This window comes from Aminiphilus circumscriptus DSM 16581 (genome assembly GCF_000526375.1).
Lineage (GTDB): Bacteria > Synergistota > Synergistia > Synergistales > Aminiphilaceae > Aminiphilus > Aminiphilus circumscriptus.
The window spans coordinates 552,332-572,792 of record NZ_JAFY01000007.1; the positions used below are offsets into that span (position 1 = coordinate 552,332).

19 protein-coding genes are annotated in these 20,461 nt (G+C 62.1%); 9 read left to right on the forward strand and 10 right to left on the reverse strand.

Features of this window, described 5'->3' with window-relative positions; genetic code table 11:
- Positions 1 to 138: 138 nt before the first annotated feature.
- Genes K349_RS17290 through K349_RS18225 form a run of 5 tightly spaced genes read right to left on the reverse strand, consistent with a single transcriptional unit; the run spans position 139 to position 4,730 of the window.
- Positions 139 to 1,257: an ABC transporter permease gene (locus K349_RS17290; protein ID WP_034265749.1), complete on the reverse strand. Its 1,119-nt coding sequence runs from the start codon at positions 1,255 to 1,257 to the stop codon at positions 139 to 141.
- Positions 1,254 to 2,180 (reverse strand): ABC transporter ATP-binding protein, encoded by a 927-nt coding sequence (locus K349_RS0113400; protein ID WP_029166277.1) that lies wholly within the window; start codon positions 2,178 to 2,180, stop codon positions 1,254 to 1,256. Before K349_RS0113400 ends, K349_RS17290 begins: the two co-directional genes overlap by 4 nt.
- The gene (locus K349_RS0113405; RefSeq protein ID WP_029166278.1) at positions 2,177 to 3,103 is read right to left on the reverse strand and encodes an ABC transporter ATP-binding protein; all 927 of its coding nucleotides are present in this window, start codon (positions 3,101 to 3,103) and stop codon (positions 2,177 to 2,179) included. The genes K349_RS0113400 and K349_RS0113405 overlap by 4 nt, the downstream gene beginning before the upstream one ends.
- On the reverse strand, positions 3,100 to 4,110 hold the full coding sequence (locus tag K349_RS0113410; RefSeq protein ID WP_029166279.1) for an HlyD family secretion protein: 1,011 nt from the start codon (positions 4,108 to 4,110) through the stop codon (positions 3,100 to 3,102). The genes K349_RS0113405 and K349_RS0113410 overlap by 4 nt, the downstream gene beginning before the upstream one ends.
- On the reverse strand, positions 4,107 to 4,730 hold the full coding sequence (locus K349_RS18225; protein ID WP_169731356.1) for a TetR/AcrR family transcriptional regulator: 624 nt from the start codon (positions 4,728 to 4,730) through the stop codon (positions 4,107 to 4,109). The genes K349_RS0113410 and K349_RS18225 overlap by 4 nt, the downstream gene beginning before the upstream one ends.
- Positions 4,731 to 5,086: 356 nt before the next feature.
- On the opposite strand from K349_RS18225, the gene K349_RS0113420 reads away from it, so the two are divergent.
- The 3 genes from K349_RS0113420 (at position 5,087) to K349_RS0113430 (ending at position 8,625) form a co-directional block, all read left to right on the forward strand.
- A complete protein-coding gene (locus K349_RS0113420) occupies positions 5,087 to 5,257 on the forward strand; it encodes a hypothetical protein (protein WP_157367397.1) in 171 nt (56 codons plus the stop codon).
- Between the two features lie 403 nt (positions 5,258 to 5,660).
- Positions 5,661 to 7,124, forward strand: coding sequence for a YbaK/EbsC family protein (locus K349_RS0113425; RefSeq protein WP_029166282.1), 1,464 nt, complete (start codon positions 5,661 to 5,663; stop codon positions 7,122 to 7,124).
- 88 nt (positions 7,125 to 7,212) lie between these two features.
- On the forward strand, positions 7,213 to 8,625 hold the full coding sequence (locus K349_RS0113430) for an MATE family efflux transporter (protein ID WP_029166283.1): 1,413 nt from the start codon (positions 7,213 to 7,215) through the stop codon (positions 8,623 to 8,625).
- On the opposite strand, the gene K349_RS19230 is transcribed toward K349_RS0113430, so the two are convergent.
- The 4 genes from K349_RS19230 to K349_RS0113455 all read right to left on the reverse strand — a co-directional run bounded on the left by K349_RS19230 (position 8,564) and on the right by K349_RS0113455 (position 10,616).
- Positions 8,564 to 8,755, reverse strand: coding sequence for a hypothetical protein (locus K349_RS19230; protein ID WP_157367398.1), 192 nt, complete (start codon positions 8,753 to 8,755; stop codon positions 8,564 to 8,566). The two genes, K349_RS0113430 and K349_RS19230, sit on opposite strands and share 62 nt — an antisense overlap.
- 220 nt (positions 8,756 to 8,975) lie before the next feature.
- A complete protein-coding gene (locus tag K349_RS0113440) occupies positions 8,976 to 9,605 on the reverse strand; it encodes a LysE family transporter (protein WP_029166285.1) in 630 nt (209 codons plus the stop codon).
- Positions 9,602 to 10,075, reverse strand: coding sequence for an Lrp/AsnC family transcriptional regulator (locus K349_RS0113445; protein ID WP_245588060.1), 474 nt, complete (start codon positions 10,073 to 10,075; stop codon positions 9,602 to 9,604). The genes K349_RS0113440 and K349_RS0113445 overlap by 4 nt, the downstream gene beginning before the upstream one ends.
- Positions 10,076 to 10,304: 229 nt before the next feature.
- Positions 10,305 to 10,616 (reverse strand): YerC/YecD family TrpR-related protein, encoded by a 312-nt coding sequence (locus tag K349_RS0113455; protein ID WP_029166287.1) that lies wholly within the window; start codon positions 10,614 to 10,616, stop codon positions 10,305 to 10,307.
- A 189-nt stretch (positions 10,617 to 10,805) separates the two neighbouring features.
- Here K349_RS0113455 and K349_RS0113460 point away from each other — a divergent pair, with 189 nt between their 5' ends.
- Positions 10,806 to 12,092 carry a putative DNA modification/repair radical SAM protein gene (locus K349_RS0113460; RefSeq protein ID WP_211240368.1) on the forward strand — a complete coding sequence of 429 codons (1,287 nt, stop codon included), beginning with the start codon at positions 10,806 to 10,808 and terminating at the stop codon, positions 12,090 to 12,092.
- Between the two features lie 29 nt (positions 12,093 to 12,121).
- Positions 12,122 to 12,880, forward strand: coding sequence for a TIGR03915 family putative DNA repair protein (locus K349_RS0113465; RefSeq protein ID WP_029166289.1), 759 nt, complete (start codon positions 12,122 to 12,124; stop codon positions 12,878 to 12,880).
- A 253-nt stretch (positions 12,881 to 13,133) separates the two neighbouring features.
- Here the strand turns inward: K349_RS0113465 and K349_RS0113475 are convergent, their stop codons facing one another.
- Positions 13,134 to 13,658, reverse strand: coding sequence for a hypothetical protein (locus tag K349_RS0113475; RefSeq protein ID WP_034265752.1), 525 nt, complete (start codon positions 13,656 to 13,658; stop codon positions 13,134 to 13,136).
- A 125-nt stretch (positions 13,659 to 13,783) separates the two neighbouring features.
- On the opposite strand from K349_RS0113475, the gene K349_RS18230 reads away from it, so the two are divergent.
- The 4 genes from K349_RS18230 (at position 13,784) to K349_RS0113495 (ending at position 20,419) form a co-directional block, all read left to right on the forward strand.
- A complete protein-coding gene (locus K349_RS18230; protein WP_029166292.1) occupies positions 13,784 to 15,298 on the forward strand; it encodes a GGDEF domain-containing protein in 1,515 nt (504 codons plus the stop codon).
- Between the two features lie 192 nt (positions 15,299 to 15,490).
- Entirely contained in the window at positions 15,491 to 17,302 is a 1,812-nt protein-coding gene (gene lepA, locus K349_RS0113485) for a translation elongation factor 4 (RefSeq protein WP_029166293.1), read from the forward strand.
- Complete coding sequence (gene hemW / locus K349_RS17305; RefSeq protein ID WP_029166294.1) at positions 17,289 to 18,599, forward strand: radical SAM family heme chaperone HemW; 1,311 nt, start codon at positions 17,289 to 17,291, stop codon at positions 18,597 to 18,599. The genes lepA and hemW overlap by 14 nt, the downstream gene beginning before the upstream one ends.
- Positions 18,596 to 20,419 carry a phosphodiester glycosidase family protein gene (locus K349_RS0113495; RefSeq protein WP_029166295.1) on the forward strand — a complete coding sequence of 608 codons (1,824 nt, stop codon included), beginning with the start codon at positions 18,596 to 18,598 and terminating at the stop codon, positions 20,417 to 20,419. The genes hemW and K349_RS0113495 overlap by 4 nt, the downstream gene beginning before the upstream one ends.
- Positions 20,420 to 20,461: the final 42 nt, after the last annotated feature.

Consider the following 20,461-nt stretch of genomic DNA (forward strand, 5'->3'; position numbering starts at 1 on the left):
GTCCACAGCATACGAGGGCATTGTACGATCAAACCGGAGGAGGCGAAAGAGGGGGGCTCCCGCTCCGGCATTTCCGGCGGCGCGACTTCCCTCCCCGGAGAGACGCCCCCGGTGGTCGGACCTTCCCTGCGAAAACCGCTACTCCAGCGTTTTTTTGAACTTGAGCAGGCTTCCGATGGTAAAGAGAGCGATGAGTCCCATCAGGGAGAGTACTTGTCCCCGCAGGTGTTCGATGCCAACTCCCTTCAACAGGATTCCCCGGGCGATCTGGAGAAAATAGGTAAGGGGGAGGAGACGGCTGATTTGGAAGAAGAAGGCGGGCATGGCCTCCCGGGGAAACATGAACCCCGAGAGAAGGATACTCGGAAGCATGACGAAAAAGGAAAGCTGCATGGCCTGCATCTGCGTTCTCGACACGGTGGAGATGAAAACGCCCCAGGCCAGGCTCGCCACGATGAAGGGAAGGGACAGGAGATAGAGCAACGGCAGGCTCCCCTCCAGAGGAACGGCGAAGACGAGCCTGCCCACGAGCAGCCCCAGGGTGAGTTGTACATAGCCCACGATGACGTAGGGGAGGATCTTTCCCGCCAAGAGTTCCCACGTTCGCAGTGGGGTGACAAGGAGCTGCTCCAGCGTGCCCTGCTCCCGTTCTCGGACGATGGCGATGGCGGTGAGCATGATCATGGTCATGGTGAGGATGGTTCCCAGGATACCAGGCACCATGTAGTGGGAGGAAACCAGATCGGGGTTGTACCAGGGGCGGATGCGCACGTCGTAGAGGGGTAGAGCGGCCGTGTTCCCTCCCACGCCGAGGGATGTCCGGGTGGAGCGCTGCACCATCCCGAGCATTTGGGCGGCGCTGATCGCCGAGGCGGAGGACATAGAGTCCGAGGCATCCACGAGCACCTGCACGGGGGCGGGGAGTCCCCTGTTCCGGATGGTCGCGAAATCCGGGGGCACGATGATGCCCACGGCGACGCGGCCGCTCTGGATGGCGTCCTCCACATCTTCAAAGCTTTGAGCCTCGCTGGTGAGATCGAAGTAACCTGACGCGGTGAAGGCGTCGAGCAAGTCTCGGCTTTGTTGTGACCGACTCTGGTCGAAGACGACGGTGCGCAAGTGCTTCACCTCGGTATTGATGGCGAAGCCGAAGATCATGAGCTGCACTACCGGGATGAGCACCATGATCGCCAGCGTGATGCGGTCCCTTCCCATTTGGATGAATTCCTTGACGAGCAGTGCGGCGAGACGTCTCATTCTCCGGTCGACCTCCCTTTTCTCACGAGAAACACGAATACATCTTCCAGCGATGGAGAGATCACTTGGTGTTCCCGGGTGTCGAGCAGTCCGGGAAGGCTGCCCTCCGCCAGGACGTGCAGGGAGTTGCCGCACACATAGGCGTCGAGCAGGCCCGACGGTGCGGTGCGCTCCAGTTCCTGCAGCAATGCCATGGGCGCCTCCGAGGGGACGGCGTAGAGCGTTCCGCCGGGGAGGCGCTTCAGCTCCTCCGGCGTTCCCGACGCAATGAGTCTCCCCTGAAAGATGAACCCCAGACGGTCGCAGTGCTCCGCCTCGTCCATGAAGTGCGTGGTGACCATCACGGTGGTGCCACCCTCGGCGAGATCGTAGATACGTTCCCAAAAGCGCCGCCGGGACCCCGGGTCCACGCCGCTCGTGGGTTCGTCGAGAAAGAGAATCTTCGGTTCGTGGAGCATGGCGCACCCAAGGGCGAGGCGCTGCCGGACCCCCGTGGAGAGCGCCGACGTGAGAACCCTCTCCTGCCCATCCAGATCGGCCATGGCGAGCATGGCCTCCACGCGTTCCTTTCGTTTTGTTCCCGAAAGACTGTACATTCCTGCGTAGAAGTCCAGGTTCTCCCGGACGGTGAGATCCCCGTACAGGCTGAACTTCTGTGACATGTACCCCATGTGGCGGCGCAAGGACGTCCCGCTCCCGCCGCCGGCTCCTCCGTTTCCGGCGAGTTCCGTGCCGAGGACCCGTACGGTTCCCGATGTGGGGGAGAGGAGCCCGCAGATCATGCGGATGGTGGTGCTCTTGCCGGATCCGTTGGGGCCGAGGAAACCGTAGATGCATCCCTCCTCGATGGAGAGCGTGACATCGTCCACGGCGACGAAGTTGCCGAATTGCTTGGTGAGGTGCTCCAGCGCCACGGCGATCACGACGGGGCGCCTCCGGCGCGTTCCTCCGTGTTTCCCTCGGTGAGTTCCACGAAGACATCCTCGAGAGTGGGGGAGAGTTCCTCCAGTTCCAAAGAGGGATCCAGACCGAGATCGGCCAGGGCAGCGGCAATGCGCGACCGTGCCGGGCCGATTGCCTCCACGGCGATGTGATAGGCGTCCCCGAAGGCATTCACGTTCCGGACTCCCTCCAGGCTGGAGAGTGCTCGCCCCACCAGCCGGGATCGCGACCGCAGGCGGAGAATCCGCCATGAGGCAGTGCGGCACAGTTCTCCGGGTGTTCCCAGCGCGACGAGCCGCCCTCGATGGAGAAAGACCACGCGGGTGCAGAGCTGCGCTTCGTCCAGATAGGGCGTAGAGAGCACCAGGGTTTTTCCTTCCTCGTGCAGGTCGTAGAGAATCCGCCAGATCTCCCGGCGCGAGACCGGGTCCACCCCTGTCCCGGGCTCGTCAAGGAGGAGCAGCTCCGGATCGTGCAGCAGCGAGGCCGCGAGGGCGAGTTTCTGTTTCATGCCCCCGGACAGGGCCGCCGCCCGGCGATCCCGGAAGGGAAAGAGGCGGGTTCGCTCCAGAATCGCCCGGCTCCTTTGCCGGATCTGCTCTTCCGTGGCTCCGTAGAGTTTCCCCAGGAGGCGGAGGTTTTCCTCCACGGTGCATTCCCCGTAGAGGCCGAAACGCTGGGGCATGTAGCCCCGCATTGGAGTGGTCTTTTCTTCCGAAGTTGCGAGGTGTACCTGCCCCGCGTCGGGGGCGAGGAGTCCCGCCATCAGGCGCAGCAGGGTGGTCTTGCCCGCGCCGTCGGGGCCGACGATGCCGAGCAGTTCTCCCGACGCCGCGTCGAACGTGACCTCCCGGACTGCCTGGACGGCTCCGAAGGATTTGCAGAGCCCTTCGACGCGAATCATGGAAAGACCACGTCCGCGGGCATGCCCGACTTGAGTGCGCCGTCTTCGTTTGGGACGGAGACCTTCACCCGAAAGACCAGGTTCGCCCGCTCATCCGGATGCAGGCTCATCCGGGGTGTAAACTCCGCCTCCTGGGCGATCTCCGAGACGAAGCCAGGGAAAATTCGTTCCGGAAAAGAATCAACCCGAACCTCCGCAGTTCCTCCCAAGGAAATTCGTCCCAGTAGGGTAGAAGGTATGTAGAGTCGGATCCAGCAGTCTTCGTAGCGGCCCACCTCCGCCACCACGCCGCCGGGGAGCACGAATTCCCCTTCCTCGAATCCCTTTGAGAGAACCACGCCTGCCACGGGGGAGACGATGTGAGTGTCCGCCAGGATTGAACGGGAGGTGGCCAGGGCAGCACTGAGAAGATCCACCTCGTGGCGTGCCGCCTCGATCTGCTTTGTCCGTGGGCCCGCTACGGTCAAGGCGTAGCGTTCGCGGGCGGCGGCGAGGTCGCTTTGTGCCACGCGCAGGGTGTTCTGGTATTCGTCGAACTGCTTGTCCGCGATAACCTGCTCCTTGTGGAGTCGCTCGAAGCGAGCATAGTCGCTCTTCGCTTTGTCGAAGCGTGACTGGGCAGCATCCACACTCGCCTTGGCCTGGGCAATTTCCTCCGGGCGCGTTCCTTGGAGGAGATCCTCCAGCAGTGCTCTGGCTTTTGCCAGGGCTGCCTTGTCTCGCTGTACTTGGGCCGCCAAATCTGGTCGGGAGAGGCGTGCTACAGGATCCCCTGGGGAAAGGTGCATTCCCTCTGAGACGAAGAGTTTTTCGATGGTCCCGCTTAATTTTGAGGCAATGTGCACGGTCTGCATCTCCACGATGCCCGTTGCTCGAAGGGGCTTGCTGTTGTCCTTCTCGACGCGCAGGAAAAGTGTTTCCATAGCGTGGCGAAGCTCCTCGCCTGCGGTGAGGAAGACCGCTGCAACAAGCGGGATCGCCAGCAGAGCCATGCTCGATTTTTTCATCGTTTTCTCATCCCTTCCAGAAAGAGTCGCAGTGTCTCTTCCTCCAGGTGTTCCTCCAGGTGCTCCAGGGAGGGAAAAATTCGTGAGATGAAAGAGCGGAAGAGAAAATAGTAGTTCGTCATGGCCACGAGGAAATACGCCCCCTCCGCAGGGAGAATGTCCCTCCGATACGTTCCCCGTTCCTGTTCCGTCGCAACGGCCTTGGTGAGGATTTTTGAAAGCTCAGTGATGAAGGGGAGCACCACTTCTTCGAAGACCGGCGAAGGGTGGAGCAATTCATGGTGCATCAGCCCCGCAAGGGTTGGGGTCCGCCGGTGGAGGCCCACAAGGCCGTTCACGTAGCGCCGGAGGCATTCCTCCGGAAGAAGCGTTTTTTCGCCGAGCCCGTGTAGGGCGGTGCGCACCGTTCGGATCTGTTCCTGGATGATCTCCCGGTAGAGCCCCTCTTTGCCGCCAAAATAGTAGGAAATCATGGCGTTGTTTACGCCCGCCTCGCGAGTGATGTCCCGAATGGACACGTCTGCATGTCCCCGAGAGGCGAAAAGTGCCGCCGCCGTGGCGAGAATGCGCTCTCGGGCATTCGCGCCCGTGTCCTGCGGCGTGGTGCCTTCTGAAAGCACAGTGGCTTGGCTCCGCCCTTTCTTCGCTGTGAGTGCCCTGGTTCTGCTGCCGGACTCGTTTCTGACCCCGTTTCCGCCGGTATCGTTGTCCAATCCGTTCCTGTTTCCGCCTTCACGATTCTTTTCTTCTTCTTCTTTGTTGCCATTTTTTGGGGTTCTTCCTGTTCGTCTCATGGCGTCTCCTCGGTCTGACGAAATTGAACAAACGTTTGTTTTGCGAAGAGATCCTACACCCCATCCTCTCCGTCGTCAAGGCAGAGCCGTTGTTTTTTACGACGAGACAGGAAGAACGTCATCCCTAAAACGGGACAGAGAAAAAACGCCATTTGTCATTCTCTGCGGATGATGAGGAACGCGTGTTTCTTGAGCTTGAAGGACACGAACAAAGCGGCGGTTCCGGACAGGGGTGGACACGCAGAGGTGGTGGATGCGACATCGGAGCGGGGGGCGGAAACAGCGCCTTCGGCGGCGCGCTTCCCGTACTGTTCCTTCTGGCCGTTCCGACGGCCCTGCTGCTGAGGCGCTAGAGAAGAAGGAGAAAAAAAGACACAAAGGAAAAGAGGAAAGGAAAACGAACAACGAACAAAAGACAAGCGCGCCGGGACAGCCGTCCCGGCGCTGTTTTTTCATCTTCGATGGAGCGGTGTCTCCGTCACCTCGTTGTTTCCGCTTTTTTCGTCTCCATGAATACGTCGTCTCTGTTCGTTATGGGCGACATATTCATCGTCCCGCTCAGGGGTGATCAGAGCACTGTCCGGCCACGCAACGAGGAGTTGCATGATTGCATCGGTTGAAACACAATGCTATGATGGCGCTCTTCCGACGGTCGGAGTTGTTCCGCGAAAAAAATCATGAACATTCGCGAAGATGCCCGCTCCGAAAGTTAAGGAAGGAAAGACGTACCAAGGCCATCTTCGGGAGGGATTGCGCATGAAACTGTCGCAGTTGTTGATTCCCCTGTCCGACAAGCAGCCCGGAAAGATCAGGGACGCGGGGCTGATCCGGCTTGTGCAGGGTGGTTTCGCCGTGTACAACGCCAAGAGTGACGAAATTCTTCTTCTGCCCTTCGGCACGCTTGCGCTGCGCCGCAGCCTGGGAAAACTTCTCGCGCTCTTTGCAAAGACGGGAGTGCAGCCCACAGCGTGTTTCGGGGCCGGCCCCTTCTCCATCGCGGACCGTTTCGTCAGGGTTTTCGGCGAAGTCGCCCGGGCCTTTCTTGAAGAGCGGGAGGGAAATCTGGTCTTCACGGGATACGGCGAGACCTTCGCCGAGGCCCAGACCTTTGTCCGTGCGCTGGGAGAGGCGGTGCGGGAGGAGCCGGTCTTCGCCGACCTCGGGTGCCGCGTTCTGGAGGAGCGGAGGGACGATGCCTGGAGGCTCTCCATCGCGGTTCCGGCGCAAAAGGAGGCGCGGGAGTCCGCGCCGGGGATTTGCTGCTCCGCCTGCGGCTGGGGCGGCCTGCCCGAGTCCATCGCTCCGGAGGAGGAGGCCTTTTCGGCAAAGAGTGCGCCCGGACACGGGGAGTTGCCCCTGAAAGAGGCGCACACCCCCGGAGCGAACACTATTGCGGAACTGTGCCGTCAACTCGACGTGCCTCCCTCGCGGACGCTCAAGACCATGTGTTATTCCACGGGAATGGGGGAGAACCTTCGGGTCGCCGCGGCTCTCGTTCGGGGGGACATGGCGATCAGCCTGGAAAAGCTCCGGCGAGCCCTCAATGCGTCGGAGATCCGTCGCAGTACCCCGGAGGATCTTGCCCGATGCATCACCGGCGTGGCGGGGTACCTCGGCCCCATCGGACTGGGTGAGGCGGTCACGCTTGTGGCGGATTCCCGCGTGGTGGGGGCCTGTGATCTCGTGGTGGGAGCGAACAAGCCGGACTTCCATCTCACCGGTGCCTGTTGGGGACGGGATTTTTCGGCTCCCTTTGTGGCGGACCTGGTGCGCTTCGAGAAGGATTCCCCCTGTCCTCTGTGCGGAGAGCCGCTCTCCGAGGCGAACTGGCGCGTTCTGGGGCATTTCGACGTCCCTGTCTCCCCCTCGGAAACGGCGCTGACCTGTCGGGACCAGGCGGGAACGCATAGCTTTCCTTTTGCGTGGACGGGGTGCGTCTTCGGCATCTCTCTTCTGTCGGCCCTTGCCGAGCAGGGGGGAGAAAAGTGGCCCGAGGGATACGCGCCCTTCGATGCATGGATCGTGCCCGTGCTCCCCGAGGACCATGAGACCGCCGAGCGCCTTCTGCAGGAGCTGTCCCAGCAGGGGCTGGCTCCGTTGCTCGACGACAGGGAGTGCGACGCGGAAAAAAAGATGGCCGACGCCCGCCTGGCGGGCGTGCCTGCCTTGTATCTGGTGGACACCACCACGTCGGGAAAGCACCTGTTGACCGACGCCTGAGTGGAGGAACGTGTTCCCTCCGGGGTTCGGTGCCGCGAATGCGGCTCGAAACGCCCCGAGGGACTGTGAATTGTGAGGTTGATACGCTATGGATCGCTCGATACGCATGGGAGAAGAGCCCATTCCGCGGCTTCTCCTGCATTTTTCGCTGCCGGCGGTGGCGGGCCTGCTCGCCAACGCTCTGTACAATCTTGTGGACCGCATCTTCGTGGGGCAGACCGTCGGGGCCCTGGGCATCGCGGGCATCGCCGTGGCCTTTCCCTACGTCATTGCAGGCATCGCCTTCTCACTGCTCATCGGCGTGGGCAGTTCCGCCCTGATCTCCATCAGCCTGGGCGAGGGCAAGCCGGACATAGCCTCCCGGGTCCTGGGCAACGGCATGTTCCTCGTTCTCATCCTTGGACTGCCTCTGGTCGTGGCGGGACGGTTTCTCGCGGAGCCCGTGCTCACGCTCTCGGGGGCCACGGAGAACATCATCGGTCCGGGACTGGAATACCTGCGCATCGTCAGTCTCGGTGTGCCGGCGACACTCGCCACGATCGTCCTGTCCCACTGCATTCGTGCCCAGGGATATCCCGCCTACGCCATGATGGTCGCCTTTCTCGGCGCCGGGGCCAACATCGCCCTGGACGCGCTCTTCATCTTCGGCTTCTCCATGGGCATCCAGGGGGCGGCCTGGGCGACGGTGATCTCCCAGTATCTCGCGGCCGTCGCCTCGGTGTGGTTTTTTCTGAGCGGGAGGGGAAGCGTGCGGGTCCACCTGGCGCACCTCGTCCCGGAGCGGGCCACCCTGGTGCGGATTTTTCAGATCGGGATAGCACCCTTTCTCATGGAGCTGAGCTTCACGCTCCTCGTGGGGTGGATCAATCGGCTTCTCCGGGATTACGGGGGCGATCTGTACATCTCCGCCATGGGAATTTTCTTCAGTCTGGATTCGCTGCTTTTCCTTCCCGCCATCGGTATCGGCCAGGGGTTGCAACCCTTGGTGGGATACAACTACGGAGCGGGCAACTATCGCCGGGTGATCGAGACGGTACGCCTCGCTATCGTCGGAACCACGGCCTTTTTCTGTGCGAGCTTCGTGGTCATCATGCTCTTCACCGCTCCGCTGGTGAAACTCTTCAACACGAGCGACCCGGAGCTGCTGGCCATCGCCACACGGGGGCTGCGCCTCTGTTACCTCGGCATGCCCCTTGCGGGGATCGGCGTGATGAGTTCCTTCACCTTCCAGGGACTTGGCAAGGCGCGACAGAGCCTGTTCCTGGGCATCGCCCGTCAGGTCATCTGCTTCGTGCCGCCTCTTCTCATTCTGCCCGGACTGTTCGGGACGGACGGTATCTGGCTCTCCGTTCCGGCGGCCGACGTGGGAAGCGCCATCATCGGCGGACTCTTTCTTTACGTGCAGTTCCGCAGTATGAGACGGGAGAAGATGTCCCCGGTCACTGTCCCCATGTTCCGGCCAGAGTGCACAGAAGAAGGGAAATGCCCGCCAGGACCATGACGAGGAAGAGCAAATTGTGATGGGGGAGCGGAAGGGTCCGCACCGCCCGGCGCAGGATGCCGTGTTTGCAGAAGATGTCGCCGAGGACGAAACAGCCCAGTGCGGCGCCGAAAAGGGTCATGTCGTTCAAGAGTGTGCCCTCCAGAATCATATGGTGTGGGGGGAAATACCGCCGGGCAGGCGCAGAGCGTTCTCTGTTCCGCTCTTCGTCCCGTCCGCCTTGCGGCGTCAGCATAGACCACCGGAATGACGGGGGTGTGACGGTTTCGTTCCGGTGTTCCGACGGGATATTCCACCCTTCCGGGAAGGCGTCCGGCCTGTTTCGGCCGGAGGTGCCTTTTCGGAAGGGGTCATTGTAGCACAGCCGTGCCGAGAGCGTATGCGCCGAAAAGGAGAATCACTGCTCCGGAGAGGTGGTTGATGATCAGGGTCGTTGCGGGAGAGATCGCTCGGCGCAGCAGGGCGACGGAACCGCTTAGGAAAAGCCACCAGGCGAGCGACCCCGAGAAGAACCCCGAGATCATGACCAGCGGGACGTTGCCGCTGGCCCAGCTCGTCTCTCCGGCGAGGCTCGAGAACAGTGCCGTGAAGGAGAGGATGGTCATGGGGTTGGCCAGAGTGAGGAGACACGTGGTGCCCCAGATGCGAAAGACTCCTTCGGGGGCTGCTTGGGAAGCGAATTCCTCGGAGGCGACTTTCCGGGCGCGGAGAATGCCCAGCCCGAGGTAGAGGAGAAAAGCGCCTCCTCCGAAGGCGAGAAGACGCCGATACTCCAGAAGGAACTGCGACGCCGCGGCCAGGCCGTAGGCGGCCACGGCTCCGTAACAGGCGTCCGCCGTGGCTGCGCCGAGCCCGGAGACGAAGCCCGCCGACATGCCGCTTCGGAGCGTTCGCTGGATGCAGAGAAGTCCGATGGGGCCCACCGGAGCGGCGATGGAGAGCCCGAGAAGAAAGGTCTTGAGGAAGAGAGCGGCGCTCATGGCTGCTCCTCCGGAGGAAGCGGCAGAGCGAGGGTCTCCTTGACGCTGGAGAGGACGATGGTGGTCCTGGTGCGGAGGACGCCCCGCAGTGATTTGATGTCCTCGCTGATGAGCCGGTCCAGATGCTCCGTGTCCCTGCAGCGGACTTTCAGCAGAAAATCGAAATCCCCCGCGACGTGATGGCATTCCTGGATCTCCGGTGTGTTCGCCGTCAGATCGAGGAAGAGTGTCCGGTACCTGGGGTGGCGGAGCGTCACTTCGATGAAGGCGGAGAGGGAGAGTCCAAGGGCCTGCGGGGCTACGAGCGCGCTGTAGCCCCGGATGATTCGGGCTTCCTCCAGCTTGCGGACCCGTTCGGCGACGCTGGGGGAAGAGAGCCCCAGAGCGCCCGCGAGGTCGGTCCATTTCTTCCGTCCGTCCTCCAGGAGGGCGGCAATGATCTTGAGATCCGTTCCATCCAGGGAGATCACCTTCTTTGTTGAGGATAATTGCGATATTATCCTTTTTTCAAAAGGAAATCAAGCGTCTTTTCCTTTTTTGAAAAAGGAAATCCTTTTCGGAGTACAATGGAGTCGCCGGATGGTCATGCCCACTGCGGAGGAATCGCCGGAGGAAACGCGAAAAGCCGGCATTGCGCCGGCTTTTCCGAGAGAACATTTCTGGAAGAATCTCCTTTGGGGGGCGCAGGGGGAGCAGGTCTCAGTTCTCGCTTTTCCCTCCGTTCGCCTCTTTCATGCGCTGCAGCACGAGGGGGTAACCGTCGGCGCCGAAGTCGAGGCACTTCTTCACCCGGCTGATCGTGACGGTGCTTGCCCCGGTTTTCTGGGCGATGACGGGATAGGTGTTGCCTTCATTGAGGAGACGAGCCACTTCCAGGCGCTGGGAGAATGCCTGGATCTCCGAGATGGTGGCCACATCGGTAAGGAACTGATAGACCTCTTCCACGTTCTTCAGGGTCAGGATTGCCGTGCAGAGGTTATCGGTGAGCGCGTCTTTCCATTTTGCTGACATAGTTGTCTACCTCCGATTCAACGTAAACGTCAATAGTGCATGCCACAAAAACTCTCTTATGTTACCACATTATGACCGACGGTCAACGGGAAAAAAGTCCCGTTTTGAGAGGTTGCACAACGTTTTCCGCATCGGGTTTTCATGACCTTCGCTGCATCAGTGGGGGAGTTCGAAGGGACGGAAGGGGCCATGACAGTTTCCATGACACTTTCGGAGAAACTCACCGTTCTCGCCGGTGCGGCGAAATACGATGTCTCCTGTTCCTCCAGCGGAAGTTCCAGGAAGAACACGGGGGGGACGGGAAACGCCGGTCCAGCGGGAATCTGCCATAGTTGGACCGAGGATGGTCGCTGCGTTTCGCTCCTCAAGGTGCTCCTCTCCAACGAGTGCGTCTATGACTGTGCCTACTGCGTGAACAGAAGCAGCAACGACGTTCCCCGGAGCCATTTCACTCCCGAGGAAATGGCGGAGCTGACCATGCAGTTCTACAAGAGAAACTACATCGAGGGGCTCTTTCTGAGTTCCGCGGTGCACCGCACTCCGGATTACACCATGGAAATGATGCTCCGCACGATCACGCTTCTCCGGAGGGAACACCGCTTCTCCGGCTACATTCACGCCAAGGTCATTCCCGGTGCCTCTCTCGAACTGGCGAGTCGCTTGGGTGCTCTGGCGGACCGGGTCAGCGTGAACATTGAGCTTCCCTCGGAGGAAAGCCTCCGTTTTCTGGCGCCGCAGAAATCGAAACACTCCGTGCTGGCTCCCATGTCGCATCTCTCTGAATCCATTCGGGAGGCCGCCGCGTCGGGAAAAGGCTCCTCCCGCTCGCTCCTCTTTGCCCCGGCGGGGCAGAGCACCCAACTCATCGTCGGCGCCACCGGCGAGAGCGATTTCCGGATTCTCCGCCTTTCCGAGGGACTTTATCGCCGCTATTCCCTGAAGAGAGTCTATTACTCCGCCTACGTTCCCGTTTCGGACGACCGGCGCCTGCCGGCCCTGGCGGCACCGCCCCTGCTGCGGGAACACCGTCTCTACCAGGCGGACTGGTTGCTGCGCTTCTACGGTTTTCATCCGGAGGAACTGCTCGACGAGGCGAACCCCCAGCTCGACGCCGCGGTGGACCCGAAGGTCGCCTGGGCGCTTCGCAACCTGCACTTGTTTCCTCTGGAGGTGAACACCGCGCCCTACGAGATGCTGCTGCGCGTTCCCGGAATCGGCGTCACCTCGGCGAAGCGCATCCTCACGGCACGCAAGGTGCGCCGCCTTGAGGAGGAACACCTGCGGCGGCTCGGCGTGGTGTTGAAACGGGGCCGATTTTTCCTCCTCTGCAACGGGCGCGCTCTCGCCCAGCCCGTGGGGGATCCGGTTCGGCTGCGGAACCTCCTCTGCGACAGGACGAAGGAGCGCGCCGCGCTCCGGAACGAGATGCGGCGGAGGCAGCTTCTACTTTTCTCTCCTGCGGAGATGCCCGTCTAGGGCGCGATACCTTCGGGAGGAGAAGCGACGTGCGCGTGTATGTGTACGACGGAAGTTTCGAGGGGTTGCTCACGGTGTTTCACGGACTGTTCCGGGACAAGGCAGAGCCTCTGGCCATTCATCGCCGGGGCGTGGCGGCACAGGGGTTTCTTGCCGAGACCGTGGAGGTGGAGGCGGACCCTGCGAAAGCGGACGCTCTCTACGAAGCCATGGAACGGCGCATGACTCCCCGGGCGGTGCGGCTGCTCTATCTGGCGCATCTCTCGGAGGAGCGCGACGGAGAGATGCGCCTCTTCGCGTTCGTCCGCCGGGGCGGGCAGCTCGGGGAGCGTCTTCTGGACGATCTGGGCGACCCCGGGGTTGCTGCGGTGATGCGCATGGCGAACCGGGTGGAGCGGGAACGGGAGCGTTTTCTGGGGCTTGTTCGCTTCCGCGAGGCGGGAACGTTTTTCTACGCGCCCATAGAACCCGCGTGTCGCCTGCTGCCTCTTCTGGGGGATCACTTCGCCCGCCGCTTTCCCTCCATGAAATGGATGATTCACGATGTGGGGAGAAAAGAGGCTCTCGTCTACGACGAGGAGGAGTGGTACCTCACCCCCTGCGACCTTCCCGGCGTGACGGACTTCGGCCCCCGCGAGGCGCACTACCAGCACCTCTGGAGAACGTATTTCGACGTTGCTGCGGTGGAGAACCGAAAGAGCCCGGAGCGCCAGCGAAATCGGATGCCGAAGAAGACCTGGAAATGGCTCGTGGAGATTCCCCGGGGAAAGCGCGAGCCCGGCGTGTGACCTCGCATGAACGGTGCTGCTCTCCGGAGGGCGTTGCAGCGGCGGAGGTCCGCAGCGCAAAACCGTGCGTGCCCGCGCCACCGGTCCGGGTTCGGACGGGAGCGGGAGGTCACACGGAGAAGAAATTCCGCGAAAGCCATTTTTTTGAGGAGCCCTTTTTCGGCATGTCCCTAGCCTGGAAAGGGGCCCCGCAGAGAGGCGAACGTGGCTACGGTTGCGTGCGCGGTGTTTCGGAGGGCGACTCTCCGTTCCCTTAGGGGAGTTCTCTCGTGGTTTGCGCGATGGCCTTCCAGTCGAAACGGTCGATCAGGGGCATTGCCTCATCGCGGCTCATGCCGGTATAGTCGAAGTTGAGGATCTCGTCGGTGTTTTCCCCGGCGAGGGAGACGAGGAGGTTGCCCGAGTTCTCTTTCTTCTGCCAGGTCTGGAAGATGCGGAATCCTCGCATCTCTCCGGACGTGACGGACACTTCGTCGGTTTCGAGCTGCACGTCCTGGTAGGCTCCCGCCACGGCCCCGGTTCCGTATCCCTTGAGTACGGTGACGGTGAAGCTTTTTCCCTCGGCCTGGTAGGTGCGGGAGGCGGTGGTGGCCTTCTGGCCGTTCGCGGACATGCTCATGCCCTGGGGGGCGTCGGCCTCCCAGCCGGGAAGGTCCGGAAAAAGGGGATAGAGTTTTTCGTAGGGTTCCGAGGCCGGAGTGACGGCGGCGAACACGAGGATGGAGAGCAGGACGGACAGAACGGAAAGAAGCGGACGGGGCGGGCGGATGCTCTTCAAGAAGCTCACTCCTTCATCTGATGAATGGACAGGGCTTCCGCAGATTCTAGCAAAAAAGGATTTCTCCGGGTAGATCGGCCCAGGGAGAAAAGGAACCGAGCCGGATCTCCGGGGAGGGAAAACGCGTGAGAAGAAAGACCTGGACGGTTCTCGGACTGCTCTGCATCGCCATCGGCTATGTGTTCTCCGTCTCGCTCATCGTGTCGAACCAGCGCGTGAAGGAGCGGGAGTACACCTTCGAGAAGGTCCGCACCCTCTCCGTCCAGACGGGGGCGGCACTCCGCTGTTACGAGATGCTGGCGGAGCACGTCTGCGAGAGCGACTTGATCCGGAACGCTTCTTTTCTGGAGCTTCTGGAGCGCGTCGGCAAAAGAGGGCCGAACCGCCGGGAACTGTGTCTTGCCTTGGAGCGGACACTGCATATGCTCTTCCGGGAGCTGCAGAAGGAGGGTTTCGACGATCTCCGCTTCTTCGATGCCCTGGGGGAGCCCCTGCTCGCTCTGGGGAGCGGCGTGCCGATGGAGGAGACGACACTCCGGGAGCGAGAGCTTCTACAGAAGCTCCACGTGAACCGGAAGCCCGTGAGCGATTTCCAGCGGACCGGGACGGGCGTGCATTATGTCTTCGCCTTTCCCCTCTTCCGGGGAGCGGATTTCCTCGGAAGCGTCCATTTCGGCCTTTCCCTTCCGGCCATCTCCAGGACCATGCAGGCCATGTTCGGCACGAAGAGCTTTTTCGTGCTCTGGAGAGGTGTCCTGGAAGGCGTGCACCAGAGCGAGGGTGGGCGCTTTCGTGCGGTCGCCTTCTTTCCGGACCTTCTCATCAGCGAGAGTTTCGGAAAGGAATACGCGGATCTCGTCGCCGAGGTGGGATTTCAGGGGGACCGACAGGGACGAGTCCGGGAGCTGGTGAGTGCCGTCGCCCGACGGGAGGCGGACACGCTCTACTGGACTGCGGCGGATCAGGGCTTCAGTCTGACGCTCTACCCGCTGGAGGACAAGGCGAACAACTCCCTGGGGTATCTCATGAGCTACGAGGGAGAGTACCAGTTCAGCGTCATGAGGCAGTATTATCGTCTCCTGCTGGTGTTCATCTCCCTGTTCTTTCTTCTGCTCTTCTTCGCGGCGGTGCTCCTGGCCGCGTCGTCGGGGCGACTCGAGAAAATGGCGACCCGGGATCGGCTCACCGGGGCCTACAACCGGCATTTCTTCGCGGAGGTCGCGGCGAACGAGCTGAAGAAGGCCGCCCGGAACAAGGCGCCCCTCTCCCTGATCATGTTCGACGTGGATCACTTCAAGACCATCAACGACACCTACGGGCACCATCTGGGGGACATGATCCTCAAGAAGATCGTCGCCACGGTTCGGGAGCACATCCGCAGCTATGACGCCTTCGCCCGCTGGGGAGGCGACGAGTTTGTGCTGCTCCTTCCCGACACGCCCGCAGCAAAAGCGAGGGAGCTTGCGGAGCGTCTCCGGAACGCCGTGGCGGAGCAGAAGTATTTCTCCGCCGAGGGGGTCTCCGTGAGCATCGGTGTCTCTCAGATCGAGAACTACGGAGACTCCATCGAGGCTGTCGTCGAGAAGGCGGACCGGAACATGTATACGGCGAAGCAGAGGGGACGCAATCGCGTCGAATGAGATTGCCTTTGTGTTCCCTCCGTTTTCTTTCGCTTTTTCTTCGGAGGGCCGATCTTCTTTGTTCGATCTCTCCGGGTGGAGGGAGTCGCTTTTGCGTGTGCCAAAGTTCGCGGGTAACTCCGAGAGGCACCCTGGCGGAATCTCCGTCCCTCAAGTACAATGATGGGCACTGAAAAGTAGAGGTGACGAGGATTGGAGACCGGCCGCATTCGCAATTTCTGCATCATCGCCCACGTGGACCATGGGAAGTCCACTCTGGCGGACCGTCTGCTCGAACTGACGGCGACCGTGGACATGCGTTTTCTCAAAGCGCAGCACCTGGATACCCTCGAACTCGAACGCGAGCGAGGGATCACCATCAAACTGGTTCCCGTGCGGATGCACTACCGTGACCGCGAGGGATGCGAGTACATCCTCAACCTGATCGACACCCCCGGGCACGTGGATTTTTCCTACGAGGTCTCCCGTTCCCTCGCGGCCTGCGAGGGCGCGCTTCTCGTGGTGGACGCCGCCCAGGGCGTGGAGGCCCAGACCGTGGCCAACGCCTACCTTGCGGTGGAGCAGGATCTGGAGCTGCTCCCCGTGGTGAACAAGATCGATCTCGCCTCGGCCCAGCCCGAGCGGGCACTCAAGGAGCTGGAGGACGTCATCGGCATCGACACGGAAGGGGCGCTGCTCGTCAGCGCCAAGAGCGGCGTCGGCATCGCCGAGGTGCTCGACGCGGTGGTCCGCAGGGTTCCCGCTCCCGAGGGAGACCCGGAGGCACCCCTGCAGGCGCTCATCTTCGACTCCGTGTACGACAACTACCGGGGTGTCATCTGCTACGTCCGGGTGGTGAACGGCAGCATCCGCTCGGGCCAGCAGATCACCTTCATGGCCAACGGCATCTCTGACCAGGTGGAGGAGGTGGGGTTCTTCACTCCCTCCATGCGCGCCTCGGAGGAACTCGGCCCCGGCGAGGTAGGCTACGTGATCGCCAACGTGAAGACTCTTCACGAGGCCCGCGTGGGAGACACCATTACCGACGCGAGGCGCCCTGCGGCGAAACCCCTTCCGGGGTACAAGCGGGTCAAGCCCGTGGTCTTCTGTGGCTTCTATCCCGTGGAACGCGAGGAGTATCCCCAGCTCCGGGACGCCCTGGAGAAACTCCAGCTCAACGATTCCGCCATCGACTTCACTCCCGAGACCTCCGCTGCGCTCGGCTTCGGATTCCGCTGCGGCTTTCTCGGACTCCTGCACATGGACATCGCCAAGGAGCGCCTCCAGCGGGAGTTCAACGTGGATCTCGTCGCCACCACGCCCAACGTGGGCTATCAGGTGGTCCTTACTTCCGGGGAGATCCTGGAGGCCCATCGTCCGTCGGATTTCCCGGACCTGGGCAAGATCGAGGAGATCCGGGAGCCCTACATCAAGCTCTCCATTTTCCTTCCCACGGACTATGTGGGCAAGGTGATGCAGCTCTGCCAGGACAAGCGGGGTGTGTACGGAAGCATGGAGTACATCACCCCCGAGCGGGTGCGTCTTGTCTACGAACTCCCCCTCGCGGAGTTCATCCTCGACTTTCACGACAAGCTCAAGTCTGTCTCCCGGGGATACGCCTCCCTCGACTACGAGCACGTGGGATTCCGGCAGGGAAATCTCGTGAAGGTGGACGTGCTCCTCAACGATGAGCCCGTGGACGCCTTCTCCTTCATCTGCCACCAGGACGCGGCCTACCACAGAGGGCAGGCGGTGGTGCGCAAGCTGAAGGAACTCATCCCTCGGCAGCTCTTCGAGGTGCCGATCCAAGCGGCCGTGGGAAAGAAGGTCATCGTCCGGCAGAACATCAAGCCCCTGCGCAAGGACGTTCTCTCCAAGTGCTACGGTGGTGACATCACCCGAAAGAGGAAGCTTCTGGAAAAACAGAAGGAAGGCAAAAAAAAGATGAAGCAGATCGGGCGGGTCTCCATTCCCCAGGAGGCGTTTCTCGCCTTTCTCAAGGTCAGTGAGGATGCGGAGGAGTAGATCCGCTTTCTGCGATGACGGAGGAAGGGGCGGATGGAACGCCTCTTCCCTCCGGGACGAAGCTCTTCTGCGAAACGCCGCCGCCCTCGCCTCCGATGCTCCGCTCTCCGTCTATGTGCATATTCCCTTCTGCGTTCGCAAGTGTCCCTATTGTGCCTTCACAAGCCTCGTGCCCGCCTCCGGGGGAATCATCGATGCCTATCTGGAGGCGCTCGAAGGCGAACTTGCCCGTTGGACGGAAACGGCCGGAAGGATGTTCTGCGCGGAGACTCTCTACATCGGGGGCGGAACTCCGTCCCTCCTTGCTCCGCGTCAATGGGAGCGCCTGATCGGCATCCTGGAGGGGGGGCTCCGCTTTCTTCCCGGGGCGGAGGTGTCCGTGGAGGCGAATCCGGAGAGCCTCGCCGCAGCGTCGCTCCGGCTCTGGAGGGACTGGAGGATCTCCCGGGTGAGTCTGGGCGTGCAGAGTTTCGACGAGGAAGATCTGGCGTGGCTTCGGCGACCTCATTCGGCGGCCCGGGCGAGAGACGCCCTGTCGGCCTGTCTCGCCGCGGGGTTCCGCACCAGCGTGGACCTCATGTTCGGTCTGCCCTTCCAGACCCTCCACCGATGGCACCGGACCTTGCAGGAGCTTCTCCGCTCTGGGGTACGACATCTCTCCCTGTATCAGCTTTCCCTGGAGAAGGACTCTGTCTGGGGAGTGTGCCCTCCTTCGGAACCCCTTCCCGACGGCTATGCCTTCTACCGGTTCGCCCAGTGGTATCTGCGGCGTAAGGGGTACGGGCAGTATGAGATCGCCAGTTTCGCCGCTTCCGGAGAATGGTGCCGCCACAATCTGGCCTACTGGCGGGGAGGAAATGTACTTGGCCTGGGGGCCGCCGCCTGGGGCTTTCTGGAGGGGATCCGCTACGGCAACGGGAATGACGTGGCGCGCTACGTGGCGGAGGCCCGAAGGAAGGGTGCCGTGTCCGTGGAAGAGCGCCTGGAGGGGAGAAAAAGAGCGGGAGAGGCGGCGGTGCTCGCGCTGCGGACCGCAGGAGGCGTGCGGCTCCGAAGTTTCGCCCGCCGCCATGGCCCGGATGAGGCGGCACGGCTTGTCCGGTGCCTCGAACCCTTCGGAGAACGTTTTCTCCGAAGGGAGTCCGGACGGATCGCCTTTTCTCCCGGGGGAATGCGGGTCGCCAATGCGTTGTGGACGGAGGTCCTCGCCGATGACGAGGAGACGCTTCTCCGGAAGAGGGTTCCTTGTCCGGCCGGTTCTGCCGCCGTTGACGTGACACTTCGAGAAGGGACATGAGAATCGTGCATCGTTTCGAAACGTCAGGAGAAAAATGTGCCGGAGAAAAAATGACGGGGCTTCGGGGAGTGCTGACGGTTCTCCTCGCGGTTCTTCTGCTGTTGCAGGGAGCATGGGCGGAGGCGGAATCGGGAGGTGTCCGGAGGGATGTCTTTGTGCAGGGCATCCTGGAAGCGCGGGGGCTCTTCGCCTCCGGGGAGGCGAAGAGCCCAGCCCAGGCGGTGGCCTTTGCCCGAAACATCGATGCGGTTCCCTACTCGGACCAGCCGCCGGGAGGAGCGGTGACCCGGAGAGAGGCGCTCCGTATGCTCGTGCACAGTCTGGGACTCCGCTTCGAGGCAGGACTTCTGGCGGAGGCGTCGCTTCCCTACGAGGACCTGAAAGGACTCTCCCCGTCCGACCGCGGTGCTGTGGCGGTGGCCCGTCTGATGGTCCCTCCGCTGCTTGAGGGGAACGCGAAGCGGCTTTCTCCGGATCAGAAGATCTCTCCTGCCGAGGCCAAACGCTTTCTGGAAGTTCTTGCCCAGGCGGAAGAGGGTTTTGTGCTGCGGGTCGAACTTGCCCCGACGGAGGGAATGCGGCTGCTTCTGCACCGCGAGGGTGCTCCGGCGCGCTCGCCGCGCTGGAGGACGGTCATCGACGGGTTCGACGGCAAGAACGAGGCGGAGCAGCTACGGAAAACCCTTGTGGGAGCAGGGCCGGAGATGAAGGTGGAGAACCACAACTACGAGTGGCGCCTCCGGTCGGACATGTTGGACTCTTTTCTCGACGCGGAACGCCTCCGGAAGGCCGGGGCGAAGGCGGGAAAGGAGGCGCGGCTCGTTCCCTGCCTGCCGAGCTACGAGAACCTCTCCTCTCCCCGCTTCTGGGTTGCCCTGATCATCGATCCCGGCCTGTTCGGAATACGCCCCCTTCTTCCTCCGGAGGGACTTTCCACGCTCGCTCCGCTCGCCGCCATGACGGGTGGGAACGCAGTGGCCGCCATCAACGGAGGTTTCTTCACCACCACGGGATATGGCCGGGGCTATCCCATCGGCACGCTGCTGGTGGACGGCACGCTGGTGAGCGAACCCATGCGGGGGCGGACCTGTCTCGGGTGGAACCGGGACAATCTGGCCACCTTCGGTCCCACGGACTTCTCCGGGCGCGTGCTCGCCGACGCCTTCGGAGAACGGAAGCTCGCTACGGTGAACCGCTTCACCAAGGGAGACGCGTTGGTGCTGTACACGCCGCATTTCGGGCGGCGGACGCCCTCGTCGGGAGGCGTTCCCGCGGCGGAGGCGGTGATCCGGGACGGGCGATGCTTGGAAGTCCGCCAGGGCAGCGGCGGTGACATCCCCGCAGGGGCCAGGGTGCTTGCGGGGTACGGAGCCCAGGCCCCGACGGTGGCCGCCCTGCGCCCCGGAGACGCGGTGCGCGTGGAGACGACGCTCAACGAAGGTGATCCCCTGTGGGGAAAGATGGACCACATCATCCAGGGAGGGCCGTTTCTTATTTTTGGAGGGGAAATTCAGAACGATCCGGAAAATCTTTCTGACTCCGTGACGCTGCGGCGCCATCCCCGGAGCGTCATCGGCCTCACCGGGAACGGACAGTGGGTTTTCTTCGTGGGGGACGGAAGAAATCCCTTCCACAGCGTGGGATTCACTCTTCGGGAGGTCTCGGAAATCCTCCGGGAGCTGCACGTGGACTACGCGCTGAACCTCGACGGCGGAGGGTCCTCGGAGCTTCTCGTGAAGGGGAAACGTGTTTCCCTACTCTCCGAGGGCAAGCCTCGCCCAGTCAGTTACGGCATTGGCGCGGTGCCGTTCCGACCTTAGGTCGGAACGGCTGCGGGGAGCGCCAGGTCAACGCAATCCGTC

Bases quoted from the DNA above. Each gene is read 5' to 3' on its own strand.
- K349_RS0113405 (WP_029166278.1), bottom strand. From the start codon at position 3,103: ATGATTCGCGTCGAAGGGCTCTGCAAATCCTTCGGAGCCGTCCAGGCA.
- K349_RS0113455 (WP_029166287.1), bottom strand. From the start codon at position 10,616: ATGTCAGCAAAATGGAAAGACGCGCTCACCGATAACCTCTGCACGGCA.
- K349_RS0113430 (WP_029166283.1), top strand. From the start codon at position 7,213: ATGGATCGCTCGATACGCATGGGAGAAGAGCCCATTCCGCGGCTTCTC.
- K349_RS0113425 (WP_029166282.1), top strand. From the start codon at position 5,661: ATGAAACTGTCGCAGTTGTTGATTCCCCTGTCCGACAAGCAGCCCGGA.
- hemW (WP_029166294.1), top strand. From the start codon at position 17,289: ATGCGGAGGAGTAGATCCGCTTTCTGCGATGACGGAGGAAGGGGCGGA.
- K349_RS0113460 (WP_211240368.1), top strand. From the start codon at position 10,806: ATGACAGTTTCCATGACACTTTCGGAGAAACTCACCGTTCTCGCCGGT.
- K349_RS17290 (WP_034265749.1), bottom strand. From the start codon at position 1,257: ATGAGACGTCTCGCCGCACTGCTCGTCAAGGAATTCATCCAAATGGGA.
- K349_RS0113410 (WP_029166279.1), bottom strand. From the start codon at position 4,110: ATGAAAAAATCGAGCATGGCTCTGCTGGCGATCCCGCTTGTTGCAGCG.
- K349_RS0113440 (WP_029166285.1), bottom strand. From the start codon at position 9,605: ATGAGCGCCGCTCTCTTCCTCAAGACCTTTCTTCTCGGGCTCTCCATC.
- K349_RS0113495 (WP_029166295.1), top strand. From the start codon at position 18,596: ATGAGAATCGTGCATCGTTTCGAAACGTCAGGAGAAAAATGTGCCGGA.